Genomic DNA, 17,701 nt, shown 5'->3' on the forward strand with positions numbered 1-17,701 from the left:
CCTTTAAGCCGTCAGACCTCACCAGGGTTGCCGCGCTGATCGGCTGATGACAAAGCTGGTGGTCATACCGCGCGGTCATCGCCCCCGGCTGGCGCGAACACCCTCCCGGTTTGCGGGCGAGCAACTGCAGCCCCGACGCAGCACACCGAAGTCTCGGTGGTGGATCGCTTGAAGGATGCATCCAAGTCTGTTCTGCCAAGACTGAACACATCAATCCTAGCCTGCCGGCCAGTAAAGACCTCTATGCTACGAGACGTAGCTGTCGATAAGCTGACGGGCTTTGGAGCGACGAACAATGGGCGGGCGCCTAGCCATCAGCCTCTCTCGACGCTTGGGTGTCGGCTGTGGCCCGACGAAAAGCAGACGAGGATCAATCGCTTTTCTGGCTTGGCAAATTGCTCGCTGGTTTACGGCGCGTTGGCAGCGCGGCGCTGAGAGCCGGCGAGTTGCCACCACTTTTGCGCGCGAGGCGAACCCCTCCCCTGCTCGTTCAGATGACCGGGTTGGGACCCTGGCCTAAAAGCCCGCCATCGTTCGTAGCAACGCTCGCGCTTTAATTAGTGCGCGGCAGAGCGCCCCGGCCCAATCTGCAAAGGCTGGCCTATATCCTTCCGGATAACGAGTTCCTCCCTATTCTGACATCGGCGGCGAAGATCGATCCTGTCAGATCGGTTCAGGCTGCCGCAGGTTTCGGCCGCGCAAAAGCGGACGACTCGGGCCCTTGCCGGCGCGCTTTCTCAGTCGAATAATTGAAGACCCGCGCCCATCTGCATCTGACACCGATCCGTTGGACGCTTCTTAACTTCGAGATCAATGAAGTAGATCCGGCCCGCGACCGATAAGCTCGAGCACCGACTGCGCCTCGTGAATCTCGCTTGAAACGCGCTTCAATATCCGAACTGCCACCTCTTCCGTCGCGACCAGCCCCGCTCTCTCGCAAGCTAATCCGAAATGATGCATCACCTGTTCGTAGGAAGGCGCAACACGAGTTTGCAACGAGCTGATCGCCAATGATGAGAGCATCTGCTCGACGACATCCTTCTCAGCCTGGATCAAGAACCACGTCCTTCCGATTGTTTTACTCGATTTTGTGACTGTAGACGCCTCCGACCGCATCGCAAGAGCGGAGCTGCGTGAGATTGTCGTGTTCGACGGTCGCCTCATCATGTGTGTCGAAACCGCCAGGAAGGATTCTTTGGCCGATTTCCTCGTTTGTGTGGAACTACTTTTCCCCGATCGGAGCTGCGTGGCTTCACTTTGTTAGTTGCAGCTCCCCGATGATCCTCGCTATCGCCTCATGACCTGCTGCTCCTTGCGGCCATCTATTGAAGCCATTCATCAGGTTCTCCGACTCCGGTTTGGTGAAGTCAAAGAGCCGGACACCGCGGCCGAGGATCTCATTGACGATCGCGATCATGGCTTGGCGGGCGGCGCTCTCCTGCGGCCATTTGTTGAAACCGATCACCAGGCCCCTGAGATCCTGGGCAGTGAAGTCTGAGAGTCCCCTCCTGGGGCCGGCACGGCGAAGGACCTCATGCGCGAGCACAACGGTTACTTGACCACACGGCACCTCCTCCGGCCAATTGCTGAAGCCGTTCACTAAGTTAGCGAGTCCCTGCTGTGAAAAATCGTAGAGCTGAGTGGCACGCCGCAGCACCTCACGAGCGAGCGCGACCGCTGCTCGGCGAAACGCCGGCTCTTCCGGCCACTTGCTAAAGCCATTCACCAGGTTCGCCAGGCCCTGTTGGGTAAGATGGGGGAGCTGGGCAGCACGCCAAAGTACCTCACCAGCGATCGCAATTGCAGCCTTACGACAGGCCGCATCTTCAGGCCATTTGCAAAACCCGTTCACCAAGTTTGCCAGCCCTTGTTGGCTATAGTGAGGAAGTTGGTCGGCACGGTGCAGGAGCTCACTTGCGATCGCGACTGTGGCTTGACGAGAGACTGCCTCCTCCGGCCATTTACTGAAACCATTCACCAAATTTGCCAGATCCTGCTCACTAAGCTCAGGGAACCGGCCGAGCCGACGAAGCACTTCGCCTGCGATCGCAATCGTGACTTGACCACACGCCAGCTCTTCCGGCCACTTGCTGAAACCGTTCACCAGGATGGCCAATCCCTGCTGAGGAAACTCGCAGAGCTTGGCGGAACGACGCAGAACTTCGAGTGCAAGCGTGGCTGCTGCCTGGCGCGAAGCCGCCTCATCCGGCCACTTGCTGAACCCGTTGACCAGGCTCACCAATCCTTGCTGTGTAAAGTCGGAGAGCTGGTGAGGGCGGTCTGCGCGCCGAATGACATCACCCGCAATTGCAACCGCCGCCTGGCGAAAGTCTGCTTCTTCCGGCCATTTGCTGAAACCGTTTATCAGCGCGGCCAGGCTTAGATTGTTCAACTCTTGAAGCGGCCTGCTTTCCTCGCGACAAAACTTAGCTATTCTGATCGCCCCTTTGCGACATTCTGCTCTGCTGGCATGCCGACCGAATGATGCGGCAAATATGGAAAGGGCTCTTATCCCGATTTTTCCAATCAACGCATGGTCAAGCAGCGACACGCGAGACGCTATTCTTTCGCAAACGTCCCGGCCGGCCTGACCTCCGGCCTTTCGGCTCACTGCATTGCATGTCGTGGCATATCCCCACGATCTCCCGGCACGGATGCTGTCCTCGAAATTCGACAGGAATCTAGATTGAAACTCGAGCGCAGCCTTTTGCAGAAAGACCGGATGATCGGTCTTGCGCAGCTGCTTGTCGCGCGCAACCACCACAGTTGAGAATTCAACGATGTCGCGAGCACAATCGATCTCGCTTAGCGCCGTCGTCAGATTAGCTTGAGTAGACATGGGATCTTCCGAGCCTTCACCGCGGCGCCTCGTTCAGCCACAAGCTCAATGCGACTAGTCACCGCCTATGGCTGAATGTTAACCACCTACGCAGTTGAAGCATCTCTTGCAAGAGCCGGCTGTTCACTCGGCGGGCCTCACTGCTCAGCGAGGAACGCGGTTGAAGCAGCTGTCAGCGACATCCCTGCTGCGCGCATCACTCCATCACCTCATGACATATCACGACTCCGGTTGTTGCAGCACGATTGACATCGGTCAGCACAGCGGCACCCGCAGATGGACCCAAGGTCTTGCACATGGCCCGCAAGCGACAATGTCGGCAATTAGGAAGCCATCCCTGTCCGATCATGTTGAACCCTTCGGCGCCCGCCCAGCCTGCCTTTGTCTTTGCGAGACTACAACCTGACGCAGCGTGGGGTTCAAGCTATTAAATGGGTATCGAGGCGTGGCGTTGCACAGCCGGCTATCGCAGCGACTACCAATGGGGCGTCCATTCAGGTCGACACGATTTCGAACGACATTTACCCAGTGAGATCCCACGCTCGCTCCTGCTGCTCGTTCGATCGGGTCGCGCCCGGGATATCGCGGTAACGCTCGTTTTTATCCATTGAGGAAAACATTGCCCCCGCGCCTTTCCAGGATGTTGGTGAGTGCGCGCACCTTACTCACGGATATGCCCATTGGAAACGAATGCGATAGTTCGACGGCTAACAACATTGACCATCGTCAGGGAAGCAGCGAGCGCAATGAAGCCGCAGCATTTGGCACCGCACACGCCGCTGGGGGACAACATCGCTCCGTTTCCAGTCCTCAGCTGCTGCCCTGCGTTTGGATGTGGCTGCGCGCCGATCGCGCCTGTGAAGCGCAGCAATTCCTCAACTCAGATGATCGCAGCGCCGAAAACCCGCGGCAATCCTCAGCAAATTCCGGTCGCACGCCCAGCGTAACGTGATATCAGTCGATAGCAGTCTTGACTACATCGAACCGCTCGCCACATCCGCCGAGCGATGGCGACGAACCTTCGGCATGAATGCGACGGAGGGACCACGCAGTGCTAAAGTACGTATTGCACTCCCAATGCCCAAGTGAACCTGCATTTGTGATGACTTCGATTGATGATAGATTAAGTGAGATCAGATGGGTGAGAAACGAGATCTGGCGCTGTCGTCGATTGCTCAAGACGGAACTGCCTCGCGAGGAGAGTGTTGCCGTTGAGACGCGTCTGCTTGAGCAGCTTGCCGCCTTTGAGCGGCTCCTGACGATCGCGTTTCCTCTGGCCTTGAGCCCTTCGGCGAACACAACCAAAAGCAGTCCCATCGGTTCAAGTGAATCCACTGAAAACGCTTGTTGAGAACGCCGCAACGGCATCAACCGGTTCCGTCCGGACCTCGATCGGAGGCTAATGCGAGCATTCTGCTGCTTGAGACTCTCCCGCTCCGGTGCCTCACTCTCGATGCAGGATCGGAACGTTGTTGACGCCTCTTCTTTTCGCGCCACCGTTTCTCTCCGCCGCGGTTGGCATCACGCGGCGACATTCGACGCGCAAGCCTTTGAAATTGTCCCTAAGACAAAACATGGCGGCGTCCATATCGCTACGCCCTGTAAAACGGTCACAGAACCGCATCACGTCCGGTCTGCAAGACGTCAAGATCTCTTCCAATCTTCGTTCTCGCGCGCTAACGTATCCCGTGAACCCCGTGGCTGCGATCGCAACAAGGGCGGTGACATGGCGAGTCGCACGATAAGCCCAGCCGGTTCGTCGCTTTTGGCTCAACAGAATTCTCTTAAGTTGCATTACCTTCACTGGTTCTTTGCCTCGCAAGTATCGTTTGTTTAGGAAAGCAGGCGCAGCATCGGCAGGGCGCCGGCGTCATTTGCGGGATCCCGAACCATCGTTGCATCGCGCCTCAGATCTCGTTGCCAAGATCAAAGCGCAACGCAGGCTAGCTAGATTTGCAGCGGGCGCAGCCCATTTTAGGCGTTGTGTTTAGCCTTGTGACATTCGCGACGTGAGCTTCCAACATGACATTTCTGCAAAGCCGGCCAAGCCTGCTTCGCACTGCCTACAACCTGACGCCACGGTCGATTCAAGCAGCTTGATCGTCAAACAAGTGCCAATATGATCCAAGATAGGCATATCCATGTCTTGACGGAGCACGCAAGGAGAGTTCTCGACATTGCGCGCTTCACCGGCCGCAGCGCATAGAATCGTCACCCAGCGCTGGCTGATAAATGCTCGGCTACGCTGGGGGCAACGCGTAGGCGACGGCTTCGCAAGGCCACATGATTCCGTCGCGTCAATGACGCGACGAATTGCGTGCGATCCTCGTTTTTGTTCGGCTTCCTACCTAATCGCAAGCCTGCACCTCAAAAATCGCGAAACCGACAGCTTTACGGTTTCGCGCAGAGGTTCAGATCGCAGGTCGCGCGTGATCAGTCGATTCTAGCGGTTTGATCCGACTGCTGCCATTCCCTGCAATTGTTCGAGACCAAATCAACGGACCACCCTGAACTCCATTGGCACGGGGGTTGCTACTACGCAGCGACAGCGATCAGACTTTGATGAGTACCCCAATAGATGTCATTCGTCTTTGATCGCTGGGAGGCTTTTCGATGACAGGCAGGGTAGCTGCGACCTCGCACTCTGTTCGCGGCCTTCACGAACTACGGCAAGGGCAAGCCTAGGATGAGGAAATCAGCGGCACGAAAGCTTTACATCGCAGCCAAGTTATGTGTTCTGGCATCTGGGATCCTGGCTTCGCCAACAGCAGGCGCCGATGATGATTTGATGAGTGCGGCAAGGCGGATTTTCAAGCCGATCCCCTCTATCGTCCCCGCGGTCAAGGACAACCCTATTACTCACGAAAAGATTGCACTCGGCAAGATCCTGTTCTTCGATCCGAGGCTATCGGCGAGCGGGGTCATTAGCTGCAATACATGTCACAACCTTGGGACCGGCGGCGCAGATGCCGGCCCGAGGTCGGTTGGTCATCGCTGGCAGCTAGGTTCACGCCGAGCGCCAACGGTCTATAACGCAGTTTTCAATGTGGCACAGTTCTGGGACGGGCGCGCGGCTGACCTCAAGGCGCAAGCCGTAGGCCCCGTCCAGGCCAGTGCGGAAATGAATACGACGCCCGCTCGCCTTCTCAATACGTTGAATTCAATGACCGATTATATCGTCATGTTCAGCAAGGCGTTTCCTAACGACGCGACGCCCATTACCTTTGACAATTTCGCAAAGGCCATCGAGGCTTTCGAGGCGACCTTGATAACGCCCGCCGCTCCCTTCGATCAATACCTCGATGGCGATGCGTATGCTCTCAGTACTCAGCAGAAAGCAGGATTAAAGCTGTTCATAGAAAAGGGATGTTCATCTTGCCATAATGGCATCAACGTCGGCGGCCAGGACTACTTCCCATTCGGCGTGACGGAACGGCCAACCGCAAGCCTGCTGCCGAGGGACGACAAGGGCCGTTTCGCCGTCACCAAGGTACCCAGCGACGAGTATGTTTTCCGCTCCGCGCCGTTGCGCAATGTCGCATTGCGTCCTCCCTACTTCCATTCGGGCCAGGTTTGGAGCCTCAAGCAAGCTGTTGGCGTGATGAGTGAGATACAACTCGGCGCGAAGCTCGACGATAGAGAAAAAGACGACATCGTCGCGTTTCTAAACTCACTTACCGGGCAGCTGCCTAAGATCGATTATCCAACATTACCCGCGCGCACCGACACAACACCAAAGCCCTCTATGGACAAATAGGACAAAAAGGGCGTTGGCTTACAGGGGCAAGCTCTGTCAGCTTGCCAAGTTCACCGTGTCAAGCCGGAGCTCGCAATTAAACAGATCCTGCGCTGAGTTCCTCCGGCTTGCCCCAAGGGCCCCGCCTCTCGACTCCCATTTGGAGCGAGTATCGGGCGCGACATCGCGAGCTTCGCAATGCCGGCCGCCGCGCGCGCAGCGTTCGCGCGCTCATTTGGGCCAATTGGTGAGGCCGTTGCCGGCATCGGCACCTGCGTGAGCCGAACAGGATGGAGGAACGCAGGACAGCATGTGCGAGAGACCTCGTCGTAGATGGCAACGAGCATATCTCATTTTCGAGAACGCGATCGTGGAGCGCCACGCACCGGGGCCTGGATCTCGATGGATTGTCAGCCCCATCATGGCCTGATTTGTTCTTCTGCCGTTCCATCCTGCCGGCGGTCCAGTTTAGCGGAAATGAATGTGCCGTACGATTTAACAACGCGACGCTCTCCGCTTCTTCACGACATGCGTCGGTGTAGTCGCAATCATTGGATACCCGGCGACTCTGCCTCGCCAGATCGCACGCTCCCGATCTCAACGGCCATCGAAGCCGAGCGGTAGGTATTGCCGATCCGACGGATCACTTCACCTGCGTTTGGCACTTCGTTGACCATTGTGGCGGTCAGCTGCAATTGACGGGCTTCCAACGATCAACCCGGTCTCGGCATCACTGCAGAAGACACTAGTGGGCGTCATGGGCGGCGGCGATCAAGGTGAGACGCTCTCATTCCGATTGTCGCGCCATAGCGTCATCGGATCCGTCTCCAAAACTGCGGTATCGCAATCTCGACACTGTGACTGCGGAGCGCTCATCCGCAGTCGGGCGATAGTAATGGCTTCTAGGCATTTCCTATGCGCCCGCATCAGGACGCGAGAGCGGTCCAGGCAGCGGGCGCAAGCGATTGTTCGCAGGCGAAACCACCTGCGTGATGAGGACGGAAGATCATTCGTGAGTTCGCGCGTGAGGCGTCGCCCTCAGGGTTGCAAGGCGATCGCGCTAGGGGGCGGACGAGGGTTAGCTAGATCGTGATGCTCATGAGCTCATGGGTAAGGCGGATTTTCGAAATGTCGTGTCCAAGAGATCACTAAACTTCTAGCCAAATGATCAAATGCGGCCGATGAGCGCCCCTTTTGTTGGCGCAGATCAGACGGACGACAAATTGTAGCGACGCCTCCAACACCGTTCCCGACGCAAGAGCCAACGGAATCATCCTCAGTATCTATCTCGTCCGTCCTGCGTGGCTGGTTGGCGACGCGCACGTCTGGAACCCAACGACACGATGCGGCCATTCCATACGCTGGGTGGGACATATAGGAGTTTCACCTGAGCCAAGCGGGCCGTGCGCCATTCTTTCGAACCGGCACGCAGATTGCTGGGTGAGGAGCAAGGATCTGCCGCGACGAAAGCAGTCGTGGCGGTCCATCTTCGGGGTCCCAATGAGGTTTATCCGGTTGATCCTATTCGATCTGGCTTTGATGCTGCTTGCGCCTGACGTTGCGGAAGCCATGAATGTGGGCACCGCCGCACTATTCATATTGGTCACCGAAGCTGTGGCGCCTTTCAAGCCGATCGCCGGCCCCGAGGCGGCATCAAGCTCTGGCGACAGCCGACACCTCTACAGCCAAACGACGCAAGCCTTGCCAGTTCAGCCAGCGGATAACCGGCGTCCAGCCAAGCTGGCTGAGGATTCCGCAACATTGGATTCCCGCCTTGCGTGTGTGATTGGTATGCGCGCCCGGCAGCGTTCGATTGCCACGATCCTCAATGGCACGGAGACGCTCAAGGTGCCGGCTGTCGCAACACCGTCGATCTGCAATGCCGCCCGCGCCTTTTGGCCTCCTCGGGGCGGAGACGCCGCGCTGGAGCCAAGCAGAATGGATTGTCGGCGGCATGGTGATCATCGCCTTTGCGGCCATTATCCTCGTGACTTGATGGCAAGATACAGCATAGGCGCGGGCAGGTGAGAGAAGCAAGACCGGGCTATATCGAAGTCGCCTTCAATGGTGCTCCCGCAAGCATCCCGCTGCATGCGCAATTCATCGTACCGGCGAAAGGTGTCACGGCAATTTTTGGTCCTCCGGGGTGCGGCAAGACCACGCTCGCGCGTTGCATCGCCGGCATCCAGCATCTACCCAGTGGATTTTGTGGCGTCGACGGTGAAATTTGGCAGAACGAGACGACGTTTCGGCCGCCTCATCTGCGTCCTGTCGCATATGTATTTCAGCGACCCATTCTTTTTTCTCATTTGTCTGTCAAGCGCACCCTTCTGTACAACGCATCGAAATCGAGGGCGACACTGATCGACTTTGATGGTGTGGTTAAGTTGCTCGACTTGGCGTCACTGCTTGACTGTTCTCCGTCACATCTTTCTGGCGCCGAGCGACAGCGACTTGCCCTAGGCAGTGCGCTACTGGCCCAACCGCGGCTACTTTTGCTGGACGACCCGCTCATTGTGCTCGACCGTCCCGCCAAGCGGGAGATTTTACCATTTATCGAGCGCGTGCGTGAAGAACTCACGTTGCCGATGATCTATATTAGTCATGACATGGCTGACATCGAGCGCTTTGCCGATTATCTCGTCATGATGAAAGATGGCATGGTGACTGCGGCCGGACCGCTGCAAGTCGTTCAGAGTGATCCAGCGCTTGCCGCGCGTGGCGAAGCGGCAGTTTGCGTTGACACCGTGGTCGGCGGCTACGACGGGCGCTATGGACTCATCATGGTCCGCCTCAGAGGCGCGCGTCTGCTAATACCTGGGCCGCCGCTCAGACCTGGGGCGCAGCTAAGGCTGCGCATCGCAGCCGCCGATGTCAGTATCGTGCGCGAGGCTCCGCGCGCAAGCTCCTTCTTGAATGTCTTTCCGGCACGCATCAAAGCCTCTCTTCCGTTCGACGAATCGGAGATCACGTTGGTTCTAGCGCTCGAAACCGGCCGTTCGGGCGTGCCGCTTTTGGCCCGCATCACACGCCGCTCCTTTGATGCGCTAGGGCTCAGCAACGGAATGGACGTATTCGCCGAGGTTGCGCGAGCCTTGCCCGTCTCACCCCCCGAGCGGTTGCGCATAACGCCTGCGACACCACTCGGAGATGCTCTACAGCGGAGCGCCGACATCCGAAACGACCAGGAATCGGATCACGGCCATGATCGACAATTTTGACAACATCGATCCGACAGCTGTGGCGGCGATTCTCTACCATCCAGATGACGACGCCGATAAGCTGCTTGCCGATTTCGTCCAGGATCTCGCGCGTCATGACGTACGCGTCGGCGGCATCGTCCAGCGACACTTTAGAAATGCAAACGGCACGCACGTTATGCTCGCTGTCGACGTTGCGACAGGGCGAGAGATCTCGATTTCCCAGCTACTCGGCAGCGGGGCAGCATCCTGTAAGCTCGATACAAACGGACTAGCTGAGGCCGCCGTTGTCGTTTCCCAAGCGCTTCGGGACAAAGTCGATCTCCTCGTGATCAGCAAATTCGCCAAACAAGAAGCGGTTGGCCGCGGCCTGCGCGCTGAATTTGTTGACGCGATCACTCAAGGTGTGCCGCTCCTGACAGCTGTTCCAAGAAAATGTCTTGCCGACTGGAGAGCTTTTTCGGGTGATGTTGGCTCGCTGCTACTTTGCGATCGTCAAGTCGTAGAGGAATGGTGGCGCGACGTCGCCACGCGCCCGGCGCGACGCCGCGCCTTCAGCCCTAGCTGGAGCTATTTGGGGACTATGATACCGGACAGCTTGATGACGGCTGCGAGAATATCGCCAAGGTCGGCTCAGAAATCGTCGGTTACGCTCCTGCGCGGCCTACGAAAACAACCTTAGCTTCGCAGCCGTTTCACACCTTGAGATATCCGGATGCTCTGCCGCGAGCGCCGAGTATCCATTCTCGGTCGGCAAGTGGCGTTTTCGACCAGCGGTTCAATCGCTGGTCGAGGAACTTGGCTGCGACTTTTTAACTGCGGTACCCCACTCGTGACTTCCGCGGCGCTCACCGACTGAAACGATCGAGCATCGCGTTTCCACGCGGCATGATGGAGGTCGATGTGAGAGCCATCAGACCTTACGATCAAATGCCCGCGGTCGGGCCGCTGGTATTCGCTTCGTTGCGACAGTCCGATCTTGAGAACGGATGGCATATAGCTTGCTTCACCAATGATGGCACAAACGCAAAGCAAACTTGTGAGGTCAGCATGCTCGGAATTGGAAGTCAGTTGCCGCCGTTCGAAATCACAGGCGTGAAGCCCGGCTTTCAGGCCCAGGAAGAAGAAGGACACAGCGCGTTCGAGACGCTGACCGAAACGAGCTTCCCCGAAAAATGGAAGATCATCTTTTTCTATCCCAAGGATTTCACGTTCGTCTGTCCGACCGAGATCGCCGAGTTCGGCCGGCTATCCAAGGAATTCGCCGATCGCGATGCTGTCGTAATGGGTGGCTCGACTGACAATGAGTTCTGCAAGCTTGCCTGGCGGCGCTCGCATGCAGACCTGCACAATCTACCGATTTGGCAGTTTGCCGACACAAAAGGGACCTTAGTCGATGGCCTGGGCGTGCGTTCGCCCGAGGGCGTCGCCTATCGCTACACCTTTATCGTCGACCCCGAGAACACAATTCAACACATCTATGCGACCAATCTCAATGTCGGGCGTAGCCCCAAAGACACTCTCCGCGTTCTGGACGCGCTGCAAACCGACGAACTTTGTCCTTGTAACCGCGAAGTCGGCGGCGAAACACTGAAGGTTGCGTGAGGCGGCATGTCGTCGATTGAGCAGTTGAATGAGACGATTCCCAATTTCGCCAAGGACGTCAGGCTTAACCTGGCGTCCTTGCTGGCCGATGATACGCTGCCGCCGCAGCGACAATACGGCCTGCTGCTGGCGAGCGCGATTGCCACTCGCAATGCAGCGTTGATTACCGCGATCGAAGCGGCAGCCGCCGCCGTGATGACGCCTGCGGCGATCGCCGCAGCGAAATCTGCAGCCACTGTGATGGCGATGAACAACGTCTACTACCGATTCGTTCATCTCGTATCCAACCCGGAATATAAGACCATGCCGCCACGGCTGCGCATGAACGTGATCGGCAATCCCGGCGTGGATAAGTCCGATTTCGAGCTGTGGTCGCTGGCGGTCTCGGCCATAAACGGCTGCGGTGCCTGTGTCGACGCTCACGAGAAGACGCTGCGGGCTGAGGGCGTCAGTTCCGGAGTGATCCAGACTGCCGTGCGCTTTGCTGCGATTGTGCAATCCGTGGCGGTTGCGATCGAGGCCGCCGGTCCTGCCCCCGCCAAGGCGATGGGCTGAGTTTCCTTCGCCGTCGGATCGACGCCGTTTGTGGCACCACTCAATGGTGCCACAACCAACCCTTCGCCGGTCCAGAGCGAGTGTAACATCCTCAAGCTGTGCCTTGCGGGGCGTCCCCCACGGCTGCGCGGCTCGTTCGAATTTCATCTGCAGTGCAGATGAACCAGAATGCCCCATGCCCCAAAGGCGGCAAAATTCGCCGTCTCATGGCAATCACACCGCGGCTCTTCGTTGCACTTCACCCAAACTTGAACAGCACGCCGTAACCGCCGCGCGGATAACTCCACTTGATGTCACCGGTGGGTTCGGCGATCACACGGCAGGTGCCGCACTCAATGCAGCCGTCGACGGTTACCTCAACTTGGCCGTTGTCGTTGAGTTCGTAGCATCGCGCGGGACAGGCGTTCAAAAGCGCAAGTAGCTGTGGCGACGGCGTCGTGTGCGCGCGCACCGTGACGTGAGGGCGACCGACGTCCACAAGATAGCGGTTGTAGTACAGCTTGTCTTCGACGCGCACCGTGGGCTCGACATTCATGCTTTGATCTTTCATAGCTGGACTTCACACTGTCGCCGGTCAGCGCCAGGCCCGGGTAAAACGACACGCATCGGCGAACAGACCTGTCCATGACCGCGCCTTGACGAAGGATTTCAAGGTCGCCTTCTCCTTCTCAACCTTCGGCGTACCATCGACACGTACAAAGTTTTGCAGCGCCTTGGAAATAAGCTGCGGATAGGTAAGAAAGAAGTTTTGCGAATAGGTGTGCATCAGCATCGGCATGTCCTTGTACTTCTTGAGATCTTTGATGACAAAGGACTCGTCCAGCATCTTCTTGTAGAGCGACAGATTTGTCGCGGTCATCGGCTCGCGGCGCGATTTTACCTTCGCGATCGCTTCTGCCGCGATGCGGCCTGAGGTCATCGCAAGATTGGAACCTTCGCGATGAATGGCATTGTTGAGCTGTGCCGCATCCCCCACCACCACCCAGCCCTCGCCGTAGAGCTGCGGGATTGCCTTGTAGCCGCCTTCAGGAATGAGATGCGCCGCATATTCCTTGACTTCGGAACCTGCGATGAGTGGCGCCACGGACGGATGCTGCTTGAAATGATCGAGCATACCGTAGGGCGTCTGGGCGGTGCGCTGGAAATCAGCGACGAGACAGCCGATGCCGAGCGAAATGCACTCCTTGTTGGCATAGATGAAACCCATTCCGGTCATGCCGCGGGAAATGGTACCGGCCGCCTCGATCACAACGCCTTCGTCGCCCTTGAGATTGAAACGCGCCTCGATAGTCTCGCGAGGCAAAAAGTGCATTTCCTTCACCGCGAGTGCCACATTATCGGGTTTCGGCCGCGACCGCAGGCCCGCGCGCGTCCCGAGCAAGCCATTGACACCCTCGGCCAGCACGACGACGTCGGCGCGTATTTCGCCGTCGCGGCGATCTGTACGAACACCGACGATCCTCTCACGGTCGTCCCGTACGAGCTCGGTGACTGTCGTCTCGCACAGCACGGTCGCGCCGGCCTCCCGCACCTTCGAGGAGAACCATTTGTCAAACTGCGCGCGTATGATCGTGTATCTGTTCGGCCGCTCCTCGTTGAAGTCATCCGAGCGGTAGTGCATGCCGACATGGGAGCGATCGTCCATCATCCAGAACCGCTGTTCCACCAGATGGCGCTCGAGCGGCGCCTCCTCGCGAAACTCGGGGACCAGCTTTTCCATCATGTCAGCATAGAGAATTGCGCCCTGGACATTCTTCGATCCCGGATATTCGCCTCGCTCCAGCTGTAGCACCTTCATGCCGCGCTTGGCCATGGTCAACGCCGCTGCGTTTCCGGCCATACCGGCTCCGACCACGATCGCATCGAACCTCTCTTCGATCATCACAGCATCTCCTCTAGACCGCGAGCCGGGCGCGCGAATCCGGCAAAAGCCGGGCGCGAAATGCGGCCGTCAGCGACGGGAGCAATTGCATGGCATCGCTGACGATCGCGACATGGGCGAAGTCGAAGATCGGCGCGTTTTTGTCGGTATTGATGGCGACGATCAGGTCCGCCCCCTCCACGCCGACCCTGTGCTGGATCGCGCCGGAAATGCCGGCCGCAATATAGAGCTTTGGCCGAATAGTCTTGCCGGTCTGGCCGATCTGCCGGTCAGACGTCACCCATCCCTTCTGCACCAGAGGACGCGAGCAGCCATACTCGGCACCAAGCAGAGTTGCTAGCTCGCGCACCAGCCGAAAATTCTCGGGCGATCCCAGTCCTAAGCCGCCGGCGACTACGACATCGGCATAGGCCAGATTTGACGTTTCGGAATCGCGGTCGGGAATGAACGTCAGCACCTTCGTGACGATATCGTCTTCAACAAGGCCAAGCGGATGGATGATGATACGAGCGGCATCGCGTACGACGCGCTCCGGCATCGGCATGACGCGCGGGCGGACGGTTGCCATCTGTGGACGATAGTTCAGGGTATAAATCGTGCACAGCAGCGAGCCGCCAAAGGTCGGACGCGTCGCCGCAAGCGAACCGTCGGCGTCGACGTCGAGCGCAGTACAGTCGGCTGTGAGTCCCGTCGACAAGGTGGTCGCCACCGAACCTGCAAGATCGCGACCGAGTGTCGTCGCGCCTAACAACAGGATCTCAGGCTTGTAGGTGTTGACGAGTTCGGTTAGCGCTTTGGTGTATGATTCGTTGCGGTAATCCGACAATACATTGTCGCTCACGAGGTAGGCCAGATCGGCGCCATAGCAAAATGACTCCAGCGCGGCGTTGCGCGTCGGCTGCCCCTCCGGACCGATAACGACCGCGGCGAGATTCACCTTCAGCCTGTCGGCAAGCCTGCGCCCCGCTCCCATAAGCTCCCAGGAAACCGGATGCACCTGGCCACGCTCCTGCTCGACGAAAACCCAGACATGCTTGTAGGCCTTGAAGTGCTCCGGTAGTTCCTTTTTGGCCGCCGCGCGGCCGGCCGCCGGCGCGGCCGTTTTGGTGACATTGCTCATGCTTTAGATTTCCCTCAAAAATACGCGCGCCCGCGCCACAGGATTGGTTGCTACTTCGGCTGGCTGGAGATCACTTTTGACCAGCAGATGGCTTGCTGCTCGGTGGTTCCGCTTGCTCGGCGCGGCCCGACCGCGCAACGAGAGGAGTCGCACGGGGTGAACGTATCGGGCGGGCCAAGTTCCGAGATGGCCCCAAGACAGGTTTCTTGCGCGCGCTATTCGACAAGCGCCAGCGGGGCCGCCTGGCCGCTGCGGTCGCTCTAATTGACCCTCTCCATGGCTGAGTGCGCCGGTCCGCTTGCTGCGCAATAGCTGCACCTTGCTTTCGGCCTAGCGTTCCGCATCGGCCGTGACGACCCGGCCGATCTTGCCACCGCAGTTTCATGCGATGAGCGCTCGGCCGCCAGCGCCGCTGACTCGCAGGGGACGTTTGCCTCTCTTCCTGGCGCATGTTGCTAGCGGCTCTGAGGTGGCTGTGGATCTGCGCGCAAATGGGCACCCGCCTGATTCGGACGATGATGTGCATACGTTTCCCAGGTGTGGCGCTGACGGGCGAGTTACCCATTGCCTCCCATCGCGGGCTCGATGGCAGTCTCAATCGCGTCAAAAGCCATTTGAGGTGCCACTGCGCGAGCGTGAGCCACGAGATGATGCCGCACAACTCGGCCGGCAGTAGACGAAACGTGAAAGGTCTTCCTTCAAATCTCATTGGCTACCATTTGTCTGCATCGATGACCGGATCGACCCGACAACAGCAAGTGTCGTACCAGTTGCAAAAATCAAGGAAGATCACGCGAACGCAATGACTTAGGGGACACTTGGAAGGGCTGCTAATCCCCAGGACACGACCACTCCGGACATGGTCGGAAATACGACAGCGCCGCGCGAGCCATGGCTGCGGAGAGTTGATCCGGAAGAAGACGAAGGCTGCACGAGGAATCATCACCACGCCACACTTGGTGACAAACCTCGGGAGCGCGAGATCACTTCAGCTCGCTCAATGGGACAAAGGCCATCGGCTTGTCATGGTCTGCGACGGCATCCTTCAAAACCTTGAACACCCGCTGGTCGATTGGCGACGATGCCGCGAAGTCGGCATAGGCCTGCTCCAGCATCGCTTTGCAACGAGCTCTGATGTCCGGCTCTGCGGCACCAGCGAATTGCTCCTTGGCAAGATATTGTCCCATGCGCTTTAGGATGTGAAGGCGCGCGACATTGACGATTCGGTGGTCGTACTCGACGCCTAGCAGTGAAAAAAACTCTTCCGCAGACGAGGCTTTGTTGAGCCGATCCAGGATACCGGCCGCTGGGTGCGAGTTACTCATCGAAGACTCCCCTTTGAATTGGCACGTGGACGGTTGGCGACAACGCGGCATCGCCTGGTGATCCTGCTGCAGCCAACCTCGCGCGACCATGCTGAGGCAGGCCGTCGTGGCCGCCGATTAACGATGCCCAATACCGTCCTCGCGGCGCTTGGTTTTCGAATGGCCTGTCCAGACCTCGCTGGGCACGACTCTTCAGGCGGGGTGGGGCAACAAGTATCCGCACACATCGCGCCAGATCGCCGCTACTGTTTCGCGCTCGACCGGCACCTTGTGCTCTATGGCATGCTTGCGGACTTGCGTCAGGATCTGTCTGGCTTGGTCGGCGGTGGCGGCGAGCTGTAATTCATTGAGTAACGCGGTGATCGCCGAGAGCCCGGAATGCTTGCCGATCACAAAACTGTTGCGGCGTCCAAGCAGAACCGGATCAAGCGACTGGTAGGTACGTTGATCCTTCAAAAGGCCATCCACGTGAATGCCCGATTCATGCGTAAAAACATGCTTTCCGACGATGGCTTTGTTCAGAGGAATCGCACGTGCGGCTGCGGCTGCAACCACCGCGGCGACGCTCTCGAGCTCCGGCAGTATGATGCCGGTCTCGTGCCTGTAGAGCTGCTTGAGCGCGACCGCGACTTCCTCAAGCGGTGCATTTCCAGCCCGTTCGCCGAGGCCGATAACGGTTACCGAGGCGTGGCTCGCGCCGGCCTTGATGGCGGAGAGCGTGTTGGCGGTTGCGAGGCCGAGATCGTCGTGACCATGAAACTCAAGTTCGAGATCCGTGGTGGCCCGCAAATTTCTGACCAACGCGGAGGTTGTGTCCGGGTCGAGCACACTGAGCGTATCGGCAATACGAAAGCGACGCGCTCCCGCCGTTTTTGCCGCGGCTATCAGTCTGATGAGAAAGTCGATGTCGGCGCGGGAGGAGTCCTCGCCGCCGACGGCAACCTCAAGTCCCCGCTCACGTGCGTAACCCACCACTCGCTTCACTTGTTCCAGCGCCAGGTCGCGACGACCGCCAAGCTTGGCCACGATCTGAACATCGGAACTAGGGATCGACACATTGACCATGGACACCTTCGCTTCGATCGCCGCGTCGATGTCGGCCTCGCGCATCCGGCACCAGCCTATGGTGGTGAGCGGAAGCTCTGCTTCGACGATTGCGCGGATGGCGATGATCTCCTCGTTGCCCATAGCGGGCGTTCCCGCCTCGATCTCCGTCACGCCGGCCCGCGCCAACGCCTGCGCGATCGCCAGCTTTTCCTCTGTGGTGAACGCAACGCCAGGCGCCTGCTCGCCGTCGCGCAACGTCGTGTCGTTGAGCACGGTCGGCTTGGCGCTCGCCTGCTCGGGCCAAGCCGGCTTGGCGGTCTTGGTAGCGGCCATCACGAAAGGGCTCCTCATTGCTTTTGACCCCCAGGCGCTTCAGCAACCCCCATGCCAGC

General features: G+C 58.5%; 13 protein-coding genes. 6 read left to right on the plus strand and 7 right to left on the minus strand.

Annotated features, from left to right (window positions below; all coding sequences use genetic code 11):
* Window positions 1-810 precede the first annotated feature (810 nt).
* Together XH92_RS37560 and XH92_RS37565 are read right to left on the minus strand one after the other, a co-directional pair.
* Window positions 811-1,056: a hypothetical protein gene (locus tag XH92_RS37560; protein WP_246787979.1), complete on the minus strand. Its 246-nt coding sequence runs from the start codon at window positions 1,054-1,056 to the stop codon at window positions 811-813.
* A gap of 196 nt (window positions 1,057-1,252) precedes the next feature.
* Entirely contained in the window at window positions 1,253-2,839 is a 1,587-nt protein-coding gene (locus tag XH92_RS37565; RefSeq protein WP_194456550.1) for a hypothetical protein, read from the minus strand.
* Between the two features lie 2,686 nt (window positions 2,840-5,525).
* Between XH92_RS37565 and XH92_RS37570 the strand changes: the two genes are divergently transcribed.
* From XH92_RS37570 to XH92_RS37595, 6 genes are all read left to right on the plus strand, one after another.
* Window positions 5,526-6,596: a cytochrome-c peroxidase gene (locus XH92_RS37570; RefSeq protein WP_194456551.1), complete on the plus strand. Its 1,071-nt coding sequence runs from the start codon at window positions 5,526-5,528 to the stop codon at window positions 6,594-6,596.
* Window positions 6,597-8,075: 1,479 nt separating this feature from the next.
* Window positions 8,076-8,603 (plus strand): hypothetical protein, encoded by a 528-nt coding sequence (locus XH92_RS43460; protein ID WP_246787981.1) that lies wholly within the window; start codon window positions 8,076-8,078, stop codon window positions 8,601-8,603.
* Window positions 8,600-9,796, plus strand: coding sequence for a molybdenum ABC transporter ATP-binding protein (gene modC / locus XH92_RS37580; protein WP_194456552.1), 1,197 nt, complete (start codon window positions 8,600-8,602; stop codon window positions 9,794-9,796). Before XH92_RS43460 ends, modC begins: the two co-directional genes overlap by 4 nt.
* On the plus strand, window positions 9,780-10,457 hold the full coding sequence (locus tag XH92_RS37585; protein ID WP_194456553.1) for a DUF2478 domain-containing protein: 678 nt from the start codon (window positions 9,780-9,782) through the stop codon (window positions 10,455-10,457). The genes modC and XH92_RS37585 overlap by 17 nt, the downstream gene beginning before the upstream one ends.
* 368 nt (window positions 10,458-10,825) lie before the next feature.
* The gene (locus XH92_RS37590) at window positions 10,826-11,380 is read left to right on the plus strand and encodes a peroxiredoxin (protein ID WP_137479503.1); all 555 of its coding nucleotides are present in this window, start codon (window positions 10,826-10,828) and stop codon (window positions 11,378-11,380) included.
* Between the two features lie 6 nt (window positions 11,381-11,386).
* On the plus strand, window positions 11,387-11,935 hold the full coding sequence (locus XH92_RS37595; RefSeq protein WP_194456554.1) for a carboxymuconolactone decarboxylase family protein: 549 nt from the start codon (window positions 11,387-11,389) through the stop codon (window positions 11,933-11,935).
* Between the two features lie 238 nt (window positions 11,936-12,173).
* Here the strand turns inward: XH92_RS37595 and XH92_RS37600 are convergent, their stop codons facing one another.
* From XH92_RS37600 to nifV, 5 genes are all read right to left on the minus strand, one after another.
* Window positions 12,174-12,470 (minus strand): ferredoxin family protein, encoded by a 297-nt coding sequence (locus XH92_RS37600; protein ID WP_194456555.1) that lies wholly within the window; start codon window positions 12,468-12,470, stop codon window positions 12,174-12,176.
* A 39-nt stretch (window positions 12,471-12,509) separates the two neighbouring features.
* The gene (locus XH92_RS37605; protein ID WP_194456556.1) at window positions 12,510-13,817 is read right to left on the minus strand and encodes an FAD-dependent oxidoreductase; all 1,308 of its coding nucleotides are present in this window, start codon (window positions 13,815-13,817) and stop codon (window positions 12,510-12,512) included.
* Between the two features lie 13 nt (window positions 13,818-13,830).
* On the minus strand, window positions 13,831-14,937 hold the full coding sequence (locus tag XH92_RS37610) for an electron transfer flavoprotein subunit alpha/FixB family protein (protein WP_194456557.1): 1,107 nt from the start codon (window positions 14,935-14,937) through the stop codon (window positions 13,831-13,833).
* A 983-nt stretch (window positions 14,938-15,920) separates the two neighbouring features.
* Entirely contained in the window at window positions 15,921-16,262 is a 342-nt protein-coding gene (gene nifW, locus XH92_RS37615; protein ID WP_194456558.1) for a nitrogenase stabilizing/protective protein NifW, read from the minus strand.
* Window positions 16,263-16,454: 192 nt separating this feature from the next.
* The gene (gene nifV / locus XH92_RS37620) at window positions 16,455-17,642 is read right to left on the minus strand and encodes a homocitrate synthase (RefSeq protein WP_194456559.1); all 1,188 of its coding nucleotides are present in this window, start codon (window positions 17,640-17,642) and stop codon (window positions 16,455-16,457) included.
* Window positions 17,643-17,701 lie beyond the last annotated feature (59 nt).

The sequence above is a fragment of the Bradyrhizobium sp. CCBAU 53421 genome, assembly GCF_015291625.1.
GTDB lineage: Bacteria > Pseudomonadota > Alphaproteobacteria > Rhizobiales > Xanthobacteraceae > Bradyrhizobium.